Annotated in this window: 14 protein-coding genes; 4 read left to right on the top strand and 10 right to left on the bottom strand. The window is 60.9% G+C overall.

Features of this window, described 5'->3' with window-relative positions; all coding sequences use genetic code 11:
* The first annotated feature begins 49 nt into the window (after window positions 1–49).
* Genes ACHPFG_RS06290 through cmoB form a run of 4 tightly spaced genes read left to right on the top strand, consistent with a single transcriptional unit; the run spans window position 50 to window position 2,829 of the window.
* Window positions 50–439: a protease inhibitor I42 family protein gene (locus ACHPFG_RS06290; RefSeq protein WP_131698287.1), complete on the top strand. Its 390-nt coding sequence runs from the start codon at window positions 50–52 to the stop codon at window positions 437–439.
* Between the two features lies 1 nt (window position 440).
* Window positions 441–1,097: a lysoplasmalogenase gene (locus tag ACHPFG_RS06285; RefSeq protein ID WP_431701855.1), complete on the top strand. Its 657-nt coding sequence runs from the start codon at window positions 441–443 to the stop codon at window positions 1,095–1,097.
* Window positions 1,098–1,132: 35 nt separating this feature from the next.
* Window positions 1,133–1,876 carry a carboxy-S-adenosyl-L-methionine synthase CmoA gene (gene cmoA, locus ACHPFG_RS06280; RefSeq protein WP_431701854.1) on the top strand — a complete coding sequence of 248 codons (744 nt, stop codon included), beginning with the start codon at window positions 1,133–1,135 and terminating at the stop codon, window positions 1,874–1,876.
* Window positions 1,873–2,829 carry a tRNA 5-methoxyuridine(34)/uridine 5-oxyacetic acid(34) synthase CmoB gene (gene cmoB / locus ACHPFG_RS06275; protein WP_131698290.1) on the top strand — a complete coding sequence of 319 codons (957 nt, stop codon included), beginning with the start codon at window positions 1,873–1,875 and terminating at the stop codon, window positions 2,827–2,829. The genes cmoA and cmoB overlap by 4 nt, the downstream gene beginning before the upstream one ends.
* Before the next feature lie 140 nt (window positions 2,830–2,969).
* Here cmoB and tadA read toward each other — a convergent pair whose 3' ends face one another.
* The 10 genes from tadA to lptF all read right to left on the bottom strand — a co-directional run bounded on the left by tadA (window position 2,970) and on the right by lptF (window position 13,358).
* Window positions 2,970–3,467: a tRNA adenosine(34) deaminase TadA gene (tadA, locus tag ACHPFG_RS06270; protein WP_145335208.1), complete on the bottom strand. Its 498-nt coding sequence runs from the start codon at window positions 3,465–3,467 to the stop codon at window positions 2,970–2,972.
* Window positions 3,467–4,843, bottom strand: coding sequence for a multicopper oxidase family protein (locus ACHPFG_RS06265; protein ID WP_431701853.1), 1,377 nt, complete (start codon window positions 4,841–4,843; stop codon window positions 3,467–3,469). The genes tadA and ACHPFG_RS06265 overlap by 1 nt, the downstream gene beginning before the upstream one ends.
* A 153-nt stretch (window positions 4,844–4,996) precedes the next feature.
* Window positions 4,997–5,740, bottom strand: a complete 744-nt coding sequence (gene pdxJ, locus ACHPFG_RS06260; protein WP_027604659.1) for a pyridoxine 5'-phosphate synthase — start codon at window positions 5,738–5,740, stop codon at window positions 4,997–4,999.
* A gap of 52 nt (window positions 5,741–5,792) precedes the next feature.
* Complete coding sequence (gene recO / locus ACHPFG_RS06255) at window positions 5,793–6,482, bottom strand: DNA repair protein RecO (protein ID WP_131698294.1); 690 nt, start codon at window positions 6,480–6,482, stop codon at window positions 5,793–5,795.
* A 142-nt stretch (window positions 6,483–6,624) separates the two neighbouring features.
* Window positions 6,625–7,527 carry a GTPase Era gene (era, locus tag ACHPFG_RS06250; RefSeq protein ID WP_027604661.1) on the bottom strand — a complete coding sequence of 301 codons (903 nt, stop codon included), beginning with the start codon at window positions 7,525–7,527 and terminating at the stop codon, window positions 6,625–6,627.
* On the bottom strand, window positions 7,520–8,209 hold the full coding sequence (gene rnc, locus ACHPFG_RS06245) for a ribonuclease III (RefSeq protein ID WP_027604662.1): 690 nt from the start codon (window positions 8,207–8,209) through the stop codon (window positions 7,520–7,522). Before rnc ends, era begins: the two co-directional genes overlap by 8 nt.
* A 147-nt stretch (window positions 8,210–8,356) precedes the next feature.
* A complete protein-coding gene (lepB, locus tag ACHPFG_RS06240; RefSeq protein ID WP_431701852.1) occupies window positions 8,357–9,211 on the bottom strand; it encodes a signal peptidase I in 855 nt (284 codons plus the stop codon).
* Window positions 9,212–9,216: 5 nt separating this feature from the next.
* Window positions 9,217–11,016: a translation elongation factor 4 gene (lepA, locus tag ACHPFG_RS06235; protein WP_027604664.1), complete on the bottom strand. Its 1,800-nt coding sequence runs from the start codon at window positions 11,014–11,016 to the stop codon at window positions 9,217–9,219.
* A 151-nt stretch (window positions 11,017–11,167) separates the two neighbouring features.
* Window positions 11,168–12,247: an LPS export ABC transporter permease LptG gene (gene lptG, locus ACHPFG_RS06230; RefSeq protein ID WP_145335212.1), complete on the bottom strand. Its 1,080-nt coding sequence runs from the start codon at window positions 12,245–12,247 to the stop codon at window positions 11,168–11,170.
* A complete protein-coding gene (gene lptF, locus ACHPFG_RS06225) occupies window positions 12,240–13,358 on the bottom strand; it encodes an LPS export ABC transporter permease LptF (protein ID WP_131698297.1) in 1,119 nt (372 codons plus the stop codon). The genes lptG and lptF overlap by 8 nt, the downstream gene beginning before the upstream one ends.
* Window positions 13,359–13,641 lie beyond the last annotated feature (283 nt).

Below are 13,641 nucleotides of genomic sequence, written 5' to 3'. Positions count from 1 at the left end.
TCTTATCTTCGGTTATGCTCGGTCTTCGTCGCCAAACAACGGAGCCCCCATGACCGCTGCCCGCCTGCTTCTCCCCCTGAGCCTTTGCCTGCTCGCCGCCTGTGCCAGTGCGCCGAAGCAAAACGTCACCGTGGAAGAACAGGGCGCTTGTCCGCTGCAACTCAAAACCGGGCAAAACCTGATCCTCACCCTGCCAAGCAACCCAACCACGGGTTATCGCTGGGCCATCCAGGATTCCGCCGGAGGCGTACTGCGCGCACTGAGCCCCGAGGTGTACAGCAGCTCAGAATCCGGTGTGGTCGGTGGCGGAGGCCAGTCCACCTGGCGCTTCCAGGCTTTCACGGCCGGCCAGGGACGTTTGCGCCTGACCTCCCAGCAACCCTGGGAACCGGAAGCCGAGCCCGCCGAGACCTTCGACTGCGCCATTACGGTGAACTGATATGCCATGGCTGATTCTTGCGCTGATGGGCGCAGGCACCTTTATATACGGCCTGAGCACCCATGCCACGTTGCTGTGCCTGCTGGTCAAGCCGCTGCCGGTACTGGCGCTGCTGGGCTGGCTGCATGATGCGCCGCCTACTGACTATCGACGCTGGATCAGCCTCGGGCTGATTTTTTCCCTGGTCGGCGATGTATTGCTGGCCTGGCCGGGCGACCTGTTTATCTTCGGCCTCGGCGCCTTCCTGTTTGCGCACCTGGCCTATCTCAAAGCCTATTTCAGTGACTGCCGCCGTTTGGCGCTGTTGCCGTTGGTATTGGCGCTGGGCGTGGGCGCGGTCCTGCTGAGCATCCTGATCTCCCACGGCCTCGGTGAACTGCTGATACCGGTGGTGGTTTACGCACTGGTGATCAGCGCCATGCTTTGGCGCGCGCTGGCACGCCTGGGCAGCGATGTGCCGAAACGCTCGGCGCTGCTGGCGGCGGCGGGGGCGGTGTCGTTTGTGTTTTCCGACACGCTGATCGGCATCAATCGGTTTGTGCTGTCATTCGAGGCCGCGCCGTATTTGTTGATCACAACTTACTGGCTCGGCCAATGGGGGATCACGGCTTCGGCTTTCCATCAGACAACCCGCGCATCCGCTGACCAACTTGGCTAAAATGCCGGCCTTTCCCCCTCGTCGCCGGAACAACCGTGAGCAAAGAACCCGATCGCCTATTCGCCCAGCCCCTGCCCCAGGTGCCGGACTTCGCCTTTAACGAGGACGTGGTGCGGGTGTTCCCGGACATGATCAAGCGCTCGGTGCCCGGTTACCCGACGATTGTCGAAAACCTCGGCGTGCTCGCGGCGCAATTTGCCCAACCGAACAGCGTGCTCTACGACCTGGGCTCGTCCCTGGGTGCGGTGACCCAGGCCTTGCGTCGCCATGTGCGCACGGACGGTTGCCGAGTCATCGCTGTGGATAACTCGGCGGCCATGGTCGAGCGCTGCCGCGAATACCTCAATGGCCAGGACTCGATGTTCCAGGAGCTGCTGCCGGTCGAGGTAATCGAGGGCGACATCCTCGCGCTGCAGTTCCAACCGGCCTCGGTGGTGGCGTTGAACTTCACCCTGCAATTCATCGCCCCGGATGAGCGCCTGGCGTTGCTCGGGCGTATCCGCCAGTCATTGCTGCCAGGCGGTGCATTGATCCTTTCGGAAAAGCTGCGTTTCAATGACCTTGAAGAACAGGCACTGCTCACCGACCTGCATATCGCGTTCAAACGCGCCAACGGCTACAGCGAACTGGAGATCGCCCAGAAGCGCAGCGCCATCGAAAACGTCATGAAGCCCGACAGCCTCGAAGAACACCGCGAACGCCTGCTGGCGGCCGGGTTCTTGAAAGTCGTGCCGTGGTTCCAGTGTCTTAACTTTACCTCGTTGATTGCCTTGCCATGATTGATCTGTCCCCCCTCGCCCGCCATCTGGTCGGCACCCCTCTGGCTGTATGGGCCCAAGGCCTGCAGGCGCAGCTCGATAGCAAGATGGAAAAGGGTCATGGCGACCTGGAGCGTTGGCAGAGTGCCCTGGACGCGCTGCCAAAGATCCAGCCCAGCGAAGTCGACTTGCTCAATGGCTTGGTGCTGGACACCGATTGCGACGATGCCACCCGCGCGCAGATGCACACCGCGCTGATGGGCTTGAGCCCGTGGCGCAAGGGTCCGTTCCACCTGTTCGGCGTGCATGTGGACACCGAATGGCGCTCGGACTGGAAGTGGTCGCGTGTGGCCCCGCACCTGGACCTGAAGGGCAAGCGCATTCTCGATGTCGGTTGCGGCAACGGTTACTACATGTGGCGCATGCTCGGTGCCGGGGCCGACAGCGTGATTGGCGTCGACCCGAACTGGCTGTTTTTCTGCCAGTTCCAAGCCGTACAGCGTTACCTGTCTGAACCCAAGGCCTGGCACCTGCCGTTCCCGTTTGAAGACCTGCCGGCGAACCTGGAAGGCTTCGACACAGTGTTTTCCATGGGTGTGTTCTATCACCGTCGCTCGCCGATCGAGCATCTGCTGGCGCTGAAGGACACCCTGGTCAAGGGCGGCGAACTGGTCCTGGAAACCCTGGTAGTGGAAGGCGATCAGCAACAGGTGCTGGTGCCGGAAGACCGTTATGCGCAGATGCGTAACGTGTGGTTCCTGCCGTCGGTACCGGCATTGATGCTGTGGCTGCGGCGTGCCGGGTTCAGTGATGTGAGGTGCGTGGATGTGAGCGTGACTACGGTGGAGGAACAGCGCGGGACGGCGTGGATGAAGTATCAGTCCCTCAGCGACTTCCTCGATCCGCAGGATCACAGCAAGACGATTGAAGGGCTGCCGGCGCCGATGCGGGCGGTCATCATCGCCAAGAAGTAACCGCTAATCTCCCGGAAACAACAGAGATCCAAATGTGGGAGGGGGCTTGCCCCCGATAGCGATGTATCAGCCATAGATGTGGTGGCTGACACTCGGCTATCGGGGGCAAGCCCCCTCCCACATTTGCTCATCAGTTTTTTTTAGAGCGGGGGCTTGGCCCGGCGGGCCTTGAAAAATTCGCTCAACACCGTGCCGCACTCCTCGGCCAGCACACCGCCTTCGAACAACACCCGATGGTTCAGAAAGCCCTGGGTAAAAAACTGCCCCTGGCTTTGCACAATCCCCGCCTTTGGCTCCAACGCGCCATACACCACCCGCGCGATGCGTGAATGCACGATCAGGCCGGCGCACATGCTGCACGGTTCCAGGGTCACGTACAGAGTACTGCCCGGCAGGCGGTAGTTGCTGACCGCTTGCGCAGCCGCGCGGATGGCGACCATTTCGGCATGGGCGCTGGGGTCATGGCCGCTGATCGGGCAGTTGAAGCCACGTCCGATGATTTCACCGTCCTGCACCAGCACCGCGCCTACCGGCACTTCGCCCAGCGTCGCGCCTTGGGCGGCAAGGGCCAGGGCCTCGCGCATGAAATCCTGATCGCGGCTGCGGTCGATAATCGCCGTGGGGCGAAACTGGCGCATCACGCCACCTCGATGGCGGCCATCAGGCCGGTTTCCATATGATCGATCACGTGGCAGTGAAACATCCACACCCCCGGGTTATCCGCCACCAAGGCCACGCGAGCGCGTTCATTCTTGCCCAGCAGGTAAGTGTCGGTGAAGTACGGGATCACCTTGTGACGGTTCGAGGCGATCACCTTGAAACTCATGCCGTGCAGGTGGATCGGGTGTTGGTACTGGGTCATGTTCTTCAATTCGAAAATGTAGCTCTTGCCCTTTTCCAGCTTGGCAATCGGGCGGTCGGCGCAGGTCTTGTCGGTGATGTCCCAGGCCTGGCCGTTGATCTGCCACAGGCTCGGCGGCTTGCCGTTATCCACCGATACGGAGCCGACCCACTCGAAATTGAAGTTGAGTTTCTCCGCATTGGCCAGGTCCGGCTCGGCAATCGGGTTGGCGGGCAATGCCGGGGGCCATTCGGTCGGTGCATCGGTGTTGGCGACTGAGCGGAAAGTGCCCAGGCGCACCGGGCCGTTACGGATCGACAGTTCTTCGCCCGCCGGCGGCGCCTTGATCGCCAGGCAGATACGCATGCCCGGGCCCAGCCAGTATTCCTTGCCCAGCGGGCGCGGCTCGACGGGGTTGCCGTCCAGCGCGTAGATCTGCGCTTCGACGTCGGGGATGTTGATGCGATAGGTCAGGGTGTTATCGAGGTTGAGCAGGCGCACGCGGGTGATCTGCCCGGCCGGCAGGTCGATCACGGCCTGGGATACGCCATTGATCGTCGACAGCCGCCCGGCCGTGCCGCCACGCGCGGCTTCACGGGGAATGCTGAAGGCGACGAAGGCGCCCTCTTCGTCCACGTGCCAGCTCTTCAGGCTGAGGGTGCGTTCGTGCTTGAAACCGGTGGGCTCGCGCTCTTCGATGATCAGCGGGCCGACCAGGCCTCGGCCGAGTTCTTCGCTGCTGTTCACATGGGGGTGATACCAGTAGCTGCCGGCATCGGGCACGCGGAATGTGTAGTCGAAGTATTCGCCGGGTAACACCGGCAATTGCGAGACGTAAGGCACGCCGTCCATTTCCAGCGGCAGGCGGATGCCGTGCCAGTGGATCGTGGTGGCGACCGGCAGGTGGTTGATAAAGCGCACCCGCAGCCACTCACCCTGGCGCACGCGCAACTCGGTGCCAGGTGCCGAAGGGCCGAAGGCCCAGGCTTCGGTCTTGTGCCCCGGCACCAGCTCTACATCGAGCGGCGCGGCGATCAGTTCGTAATCGTGCCCCGCTTCGGCTTCGGCGACCTTCCCCAGCCAGTAGCGGTAGGCGCCACCGGCACCGACGCCCACTACGGCCAGGCCTGCAAGACCACCCAGGATTTGTCGACGGGAAAAGGATCGGGACACAACAACCTCACGTATCTGCCGCAGGCGCAGGGCCTGCAAAGGGCAGATACGATACACCTGCATTGGCTAAACAGTAAGGCTTCGCATTGCCGCATGACACAAAGACGGCGCACACCTGTAGGAGCGAGCTTGCTCCTACAGGTGAATCTGCGGTCAGCGCTTGGCGGCCGCCAGGATCAACGCTTTCATCTCGGCCACAGCGCCTTTGAAACCGACGAACAGCGCATGAGCCACCAGCGCATGGCCGATGTTCAGCTCGTTGATGCCCTTGATCGCAGCCACCGCTTCGACGTTGTGGTAATGCAGGCCGTGGCCGGCGTTGACGATCAGGCCTTCATTAAGGCCGCAGTTCACACCGTCAATGATGCGCTGCAGTTCATCCGCCACTTCGGTCGGTGTGGTGGCGTCGGCGTAACGGCCGGTGTGCAGTTCGATGGCCGGCGCGCCGACACGGCGGGACGCTTCGATCTGGCGCTCGTCGGCGTCGATGAACAGCGACACTTCGCTGCCGATCTTCGACAGGCGCTCCACCGCAGCCTTGATCCGCGCTTCCTGGCCGGCTACGTCGAGGCCGCCTTCGGTGGTCAGTTCCTGGCGGGTTTCCGGGACCAGGCAGATGTGCGCCGGGCGGATGCGCTCGGCGAAGGCCATCATTTCTTCGGTGACGCCCATCTCGAAGTTCATGCGGGTTTGCAGCACGTCCTTGAGCAGCAGCACATCGCGCTCCTGGATGTGGCGGCGGTCTTCGCGCAGGTGCACGGTGATGCCGTCGGCGCCCGCTTCTTCGGCGTCCAGCGCGGCCTTGACCGGGTCAGGGTAACGGGTGCCCCGGGCCTGGCGCAGGGTAGCGACGTGGTCGATGTTGACGCCAAGAAGAATGCGATTGCTGGTGGTCACGGAAGCGCTCCTGAAAAGGGGAAAGAAACGCTGCACAGCATACACGGGGATGTCAGGGCTTTCGAAACAACTCGCGACTGACCAGCGGCCGCCCACCCAAGTGCACGGCCAGGGCCTGGCGCATCAAGCGCTTGGCGGCGGACAACGCACCGGGTGCGCTCCAGTCGGCCTCGCTCATGGCCAGCAGCTCGGTACCCTGGAACAGGCCCGGTTGCAGCAGGTACACACGCTCCAGGCCCGCATCCACTTGCAGGCGGTACATGCCGTCGGCGGCGATGGGCTCGCCATGCAGGTCATTGTTCAGTTCAAAACCGTAGCCCAGGTCGTCGAGCAGGCGCCATTCGAAGGCGCGCAGCAGCGGCTCCAGGGGGCGGCCTTCTGCCAGGGCCAACAAGGTGGCGGCGTAGTGGTCGAAGACAGCCGGGTGCGGGTCTTCGGCGGGCAACAGGCGGATCAGCAATTCATTGAGGTAGAGCCCACTGAACAACGCATCGCCATTGAGCCAGGCGGAAGTGCCGACGCTTTCCAGGCGGCCGACGTTTTTCAGCTCGCCCTTGCCGCGAAACTCCACGTCCAATGCCACGAAGGGCCGCGCCAATGTCCCTGCCTTGCCCCGCGCGCTACGCAACACCGCGCGCAGGCGGCCTTGCGGCGTGAGGAAATCCACCAGCGCGCTGGTCTCACGGTAGGCGCGGCTGTGCAGGACGTAGGCGAGTTGGCTAGGGGGTTGGGATTGGGACATGGGTTCTCTATCTTGAAAACAACACAAACCTAATGTGGGAGGGGGCTTGCTCCCGATGGCAGTGTGTCAGTCACTTATTTATTAACTGACTCACCGCCATCGGGAGCAAGCCCCCTCCCACATTTTTTGCCCTGCGGTGTTCTTACAGGTCGCCGTAACCGAGGGAACGCAGAGCGCGCTCATCATCGGACCAACCACCCTTCACCTTCACCCACAGGTTGAGCATGATCTTGGAATCGAACAGCAATTCCATGTCCTTGCGCGCTTCGGTGCCGATGCGCTTGATGCGCTCGCCCTTGTCGCCAATGATGATTTTCTTCTGGCCGTCACGTTCGACGAGGATCAGCGCATGGATATGCAGGGTCTTGCCCTGCTGCTTGAACTCTTCGATTTCGACGGTGATCTGGTACGGCAGCTCGGCGCCCATCTGGCGCATGATTTTCTCACGCACCAGTTCGGCGGCGAGGAAACGGCTGCTGCGGTCGGTGATCTGGTCTTCCGGGAAGAAGTGCTCGTTCTCCGGCAGGTAGCCGGCGATCACGCGCTCCAGGGCTTCGAGGTTGTGGCCGTGCTGGGCCGAGATCGGCATGATCTGCGCGTTCGGCAGTTGCTCCTGCAACCAGCTCAGGTGCGGCATCAGCTCGGCTTTGTCTTCGATACGGTCGGTCTTGTTCAACGCGACGATCAAAGGCCCGGTGACGTACTGCACACGCTCGAGGACCATCTGGTCTTCGTCGGTCCACTTGGTGCGGTCGACCACGAAGATCACCACGTCGACGTCTTTCAACGCCGCCGAAGCGGTCTTGTTCATGTAGCGGTTGAGGGCTTTCTCGCCGCCTTTGTGCATACCCGGGGTGTCGACATACACCGCTTGCACGCTGCCTTCGGTCTTGATGCCCAGCATGTTGTGGCGGGTGGTCTGCGGCTTGCGCGAGGTGATTGCAAGCTTCTGGCCGAGGATATGGTTCAGCAGCGTGGACTTGCCCACGTTCGGGCGGCCGACGATGGCAACATAGCCACAGCGTGTTGCGGTTGAATCAGTCATGGCCATTCTCCACGCCCAGGGCAATCAGTGCTGCAGCGGCCGCTACCTGTTCGGCAATACGACGGCTCACACCCTGACCTCGGCTTTTTTCATTCAATAAGGTGATTTCACATTCCACGAAGAACACGCGGCAATGGGGCTCACCCTGGATATCCACCACTTCGTAGCGTGGCAGGTCACAACCGCGCGATTGCAGGAATTCCTGCAGGCGGGTCTTCGGATCCTTGTTGGTGTCGACCAGCGTGAGGCTTTCGATCTCGGAGGTCAGCCACGCGGTGACGCGCTCCTTGGCCGCTTCCATGCCTGCATCGAGGTAGATCGCACCGATCAACGCCTCAAGCGCATCGGCCAGGATCGACTCACGGCGGAACCCACCGCTCTTCAACTCACCGGAGCCGAGGCGCAAGTACTCACCCAGACCAAAACCACGGGCCAGTACGGCCAGGGTCTCGCCCTTTACCAGCCGTGCGCGCAAACGCGACAGCTGACCTTCACGGGCTTGGGGAAAGCGCTCGAAGAGGGCTTCACCGGCGACGAAATTGAGGATGGCATCACCGAGAAATTCCAGGCGTTCGTTATTACGCCCTGCAAAGCTGCGGTGTGTGAGGGCAAGGACCATCAATTCCTGATCCTTGAAGGTGTAGCCGAGCTGGCGCTCGAGACGACTTAGAGAAACGGTCACGGTTTACCCATATCTGTGTGGTGGCACCGGCGGCCATCGACGATTGACGCAGTGTTCAAATTCAAATCCTGGTTGGTATTGCACGGGGACGGAAAATGTCCAAGCCCCAGAAAAGCATTCGGCGCTGTGTTCACAGCGCCGCTTGTATTACTTGATCAGCCCGACCCGCGAGAAGTTCGGCAGGTGGCTGAGCTTGGGTTCCGGCCAGCTCATCCAGACCGCAAAGGCCTTGCCGACGATATTCTGGTCGGGAACCATGCCCAGCAGATCCTTGGGAATGCTGGGGTCATCCCAATAGCGACTGTCATTGGAGTTGTCGCGGTTGTCGCCCATCATGAAATAGTGCCCGGCCGGCACTTTCCACTCGCCATCAGGCATGGCGCGGTAGCGGCTCATTTCCTTGCGGATTTCGTGCTCTACCGCCCCGAGTTTTTCCTGGTACAGCTCGGCACTGCCCAGGCTGTTCGGTTCGGAACCGATCAGCTTCTCGGCCACCGACTCGCCATTGATGAACAGACGCTTGTCGCTGGTGTAGCGAATCACGTCGCCCGGCAGGCCCACCACACGTTTGATGTAGTTGACGTTCGGGTCGCTCGGGTAGCGGAACACCATCACATCGCCGCGCTGCGGGTCACCGACTTCGATGACCTTCTTGTCGATCACCGGCAGGCGAATCCCGTAGGAGAACTTGTTCACCAGGATGAAGTCGCCCACGTCCAGGGTAGGTTTCATCGAGCCCGACGGGATCTGAAACGGCTCCACCAGGAACGAACGCAGCACCAGCACGATGAACAACACCGGAAAGAACGACTTGCCGTATTCAACCAGCAAGGGCTCTTTGTTCAGCTTCTCGATCACCAGGCCATCGGGCTGGCTGACGCTGCCCTGATAGGACGCGATAGCCGCCCGCCGACGCGGGGCGAAGAACACCAGATCGAGCAACGCCAGGAGACCGCAAACGGCAACGGCGATGACCAGCAACAGCGGGAAATTTAGCGACATAGGACCTAACTATCCAACCTGAGCACCGCAAGGAAGGCTTCTTGTGGAATTTCCACGTTGCCCACTTGCTTCATGCGTTTTTTACCGGCCTTTTGCTTCTCAAGCAGCTTGCGCTTACGGCTGACGTCGCCACCGTAGCATTTGGCCAGTACGTTCTTTCTGAGAGCCTTGACGGAGGTTCGCGCAATGATCTGCCCGCCAATGGCGGCCTGGATCGCGACGTCGAACATCTGGCGCGGAATCAGTTCTTTCATCTTTTCGGTCAACTGGCGCCCTTTATAGTGCGCATTGTCCTTGTGCACGATCAGTGCCAGGGCATCGACCTTGTCGCCGTTGATCAACACATCCAGTTTCACCAGATTAGCCGATTGGTAACGGTCGAAATGGTAATCCAGCGAAGCATAGCCGCGACTGGTGGATTTGAGACGGTCAAAGAAGTCCAGGACCACTTCGTTCATCGGCAAATCGTAGGTCACTTGCACCTGGGTACCGAGGAACAGCATGTCGTGCTGCACGCCACGCTTTTCGATACACAGGGTAATGACGTTGCCCAGGTGTTCCTGCGGCACAAGAATATTGGCCCGCACGATCGGTTCGCGCATGTCTTCGATGGAAGACAGGTCTGGGAGCTTGGACGGGTTGTCGACGTAAATCGTTTCACCGTTTTTGAGCAGCAGCTCGAAAATAACCGTCGGCGCCGTGGTAATCAGGTCCAGGTCGTACTCGCGCTCCAGGCGCTCCTGGATGATTTCCATGTGCAGCATGCCGAGGAAGCCGCAGCGGAAGCCGAAGCCCAGGGCGTCGGAGCTTTCCGGGGTGTACTGCAACGACGAGTCGTTGAGGGTCAGCTTTTGCAGGGCTTCGCGGAAGTCTTCGAAGTCGTCGGAGCTGACCGGGAACAGGCCGGCGTAGACCTGCGGCTGGATGCGTTTGAAGCCCGGCAGCACGTCGACGTCAGGGGTGGAGCTCAACGTCAGGGTGTCACCCACCGGTGCACCGTGAATGTCCTTGATACCGGCGATAATGAAGCCTACTTCGCCGGCTTTCAGATCAGTGGTCGCGGTGTGCTTGGGGTTGAATACGCCGACGCTGTCCACCAGGTGGATCTTGCCGGTGGACTTGACCAGGATCTTGTCGCCCTTCTTCACACGGCCGTGACGCACGCGTACCAGGGAGACAACCCCCAGGTAGTTGTCGAACCAGGAGTCGATGATCAACGCTTGCAGCGGATCTTCGTAGTTGCCGGTGGGGGCTGGAATGGTCTTGACCAGGCGCTCGAGCACTTCGTCGACGCCCAGGCCGGTCTTGGCGCTGCACTCGACGGCGTCGGTGGCGTCAATGCCGATGATTTTTTCGATTTCTTCCTTTACCCGGTCCGGATCGGCCTGTGGCAGGTCGATCTTGTTCAGTACCGGCATGACTTCCAGGCCTTGCTCAATGGCGGTGTAGCAGTTGGCCACGGACTGGGCTTCAACGCCCTGGCCCGCGTCCACCACCAGCAGCGCACCTTCGCAGGCCGCCAGGGAGCGGCTGACTTCGTAGGTGAAGTCAACGTGGCCAGGGGTGTCAATGAAGTTCAACTGGTACTTGATACCGTCTTTGGCGGTGTAGTACAGGGTAACGCTGTGGGCCTTGATGGTGATCCCGCGCTCGCGTTCGAGGTCCATGGAGTCCAGCACCTGGGCTTCCATTTCACGCTCGGCAAGGCCGCCGCACATCTGGATGAATCGATCGGCCAGCGTCGACTTACCATGGTCAATGTGGGCGATGATGGAGAAATTGCGGATATGACTCAAATCACTCACGGATCAACACTCAAAAAGGCTGCAGGCAGATTGCCCGCTGAAAAATAGCCGGGAATTGTACCTGATGCTCAGGCCAGGCGTCATCTTTGCTGACCAGAACAAAAATGCCCCACTCATTCGAGCGGGGCATTTTTTATGCAGGCGTGCGTTATCAGCCGGCCCGGCGCAGCAGCCAGAACCCGGCCAGGGCGCAGATGGTCGTCGGCACCAGCACCGCAAACAGTGGCGAGAACCCGAACACCAAGCTAGATGGGCCGAGCAGGTCCTGGGCGATGCGGAAGGTGAAACCCACCAGCACCCCGGTAAACACGCGCTGGCCGAGGGTTACGGAGCGCAACGGACCGAAGATGAACGAGATCGCCATCAATACCAGTGCCGCGGTCACCACCGGTTGCAACACCTTGACCCAAAATGCCAGCCAGTAACGACCGTTATTCAAGCCTTGGTCCTTCAGGTAGTGGATATAACCCCACAGGCCGGAGATCGGCAGGCTTTCGGGGATCATCACCACCGTATTGAGCAGTTCCGGCTTGAGGGCGATGTCCCACTCTTCACTTGGCACATTGATCACTTCGGTGCTGGCCTTGGTGCCTTGGCCGACATTGCGGAAGTAAGTCGTGGTGATGTCGGTCAATTGCCACTTTTCGTCGCTGTACTGCGCGCGTTTGGCGAAGCTGGACGACAGCATGTGACGTTCCTTATCGAACGTGTAGCGCGTCACACCGATCAGCAGTCCGCCCGGTTGCACGGCGTTGATGTGGATGAACTCATCACCCTGACGGTGCCACAGGCCATGTTTGGCGCTCTGTGCATCGCCCGAGCCCTGGGCCAGGGCGCGATTGGCCTGGGCGGTGGTTTCGGCCGGCGGCGCTACGTATTCACCGATCAGCACGCTGCACAGCATCAGCAGCAACATTGGCTTCATGACCGCCCAGACGATACGACCGATGGACACCCCGGCGGCGCGCATGATGGTCAGTTCGCTGTTGCTGGCCAGGCTGCCCAGGCCGATCAGGCAGCCGATCAGCGCGGCCATCGGCATCATGTCGTAGAGACGACGCGGCGCGGTCAGTGCCACGTAGCTGAGCACGTCCCAGACGGTATAGGTGTCGCTGACGTTGCCGACTTCATCGATGAAAGCGAACAACGAGGCCAGGCCCAGGATGATGCCCAGTACCGCCAGGATGGCGATCAGGACGCTGCTACCTATGTAGCGATCGAGCTTAGCCACGAGCCAACTCCTTCTGGCCACGACGGCTCATCATTTTCAAACGAATAGGCTCCCAATAAAGCAGCCCCAGGCCGATCAGCAGGAACATTCCGTGCACCCACCACAGGCCCAGGGTCGGCGACAGCTTGCCTTTCTCCAGGGAGCCACGGGCGGAAATCAGGATAGTGAGGTAAGCCATGTACAGCAGGATCGCCGGCAACAGCTTGAGGAAACGGCCCTGGCGCGGGTTGACGCGCGACAGCGGCACGGCCATGAGGGTCACGATAAACACCAGCAGCGGCAGGGAAATCCGCCATTGCAGCTCGGCAATGGAGCGCAGTTCCTTGCTGCCGAGCAGGTCCTTCGTGGGGATGGCGTCGCGGTCGGTGACTTCGTCGCTGATGTCCGGGCGGGCCAGCATCACACCATAGGTGTCGTACTTGATCGCGCGATAGTCGGCCATGCCTGGACTGCCATCGTATCGATAGCCATTTTCCAGAATCAGGTAGCGGCTGCCGTCAGGGCGCACTTCCTGGCGACCCGAATCAGCCACCAGCACGGAAATGCCACGGTCTTTCTTGTCTTGGCCAAAACGCTTCTCGGAGATGAACACGCCGCCCAGGTTGGCGCGGTCGTCAGTCAGGGTTTCCGTGTAAGTCACCCGCGAGCCGTCATTGAGCGCCTGAAAACGGCCCGGCTCGAGGGTGTCGAACTCAGTCATCGCGTCCTGTTTGTTCAACACCAGCTGGAACTGCATGGCGCCCTGGGGAGCCAGGCTCAGGCTCAGCCAGGCCACGATCAGCGCAACGCCGGCCGCCGGAATCATGGTCATGCCCAGCAGACGCTGCTGGCTCATGCCGGTGGCCGAGAGCACGGTCATTTCACTTTCAAGGTACAAGCGGCCGTAGGCCAGCAGGATCCCAAGGAACAGGCCCAGCGGCAGGATCAGTTGCAAGAACCCCGGCAGGCGAAAGCCCATGATCAGGAACAGCGAGCCTGGGTCCAGGGCGCCGGAGGCAGCCTGGGCCAGGTATTTGACGAAACGACCACTCATGATGATGACCAGCAGAACCGCACTCACGGCACTCAGGGTCAACAGGACTTCGCGGGACAGATAACGGAAGACGATCAAACCAGACACTCCAGGGTTGTCAGGCTAAGGCGGCCAAACAAGCAAGCATACCGAGTCAGCCCGTTTACACCGGGCCGGCTAAAAAGATGGCGCATTATCCTGTGATTGACCGCGCCTGTCACTGCGCAACCTCACGCGCACCTACAAAGCGTGCGCCAAGGGTTGTCAGGCTCCGTCGGCGAGGTTCAAACTGCGGCCTTTGTCGCTGGCGGTTTACACGGCTGCCAAGCTTTAAAGCCTGCGTACAGACGCGAGGCTCTCAGACCTTTATAAGGGACCCGAA

Origin of the sequence: Pseudomonas sp. BR20 (assembly GCF_050780135.1) — a bacterium.
Taxonomy (GTDB): Bacteria; Pseudomonadota; Gammaproteobacteria; order Pseudomonadales; family Pseudomonadaceae; genus Aquipseudomonas.
The sequence above is the reverse complement of the archived record's forward strand: the minus strand, read 5'-3'. Positions and strand labels throughout refer to the sequence as shown.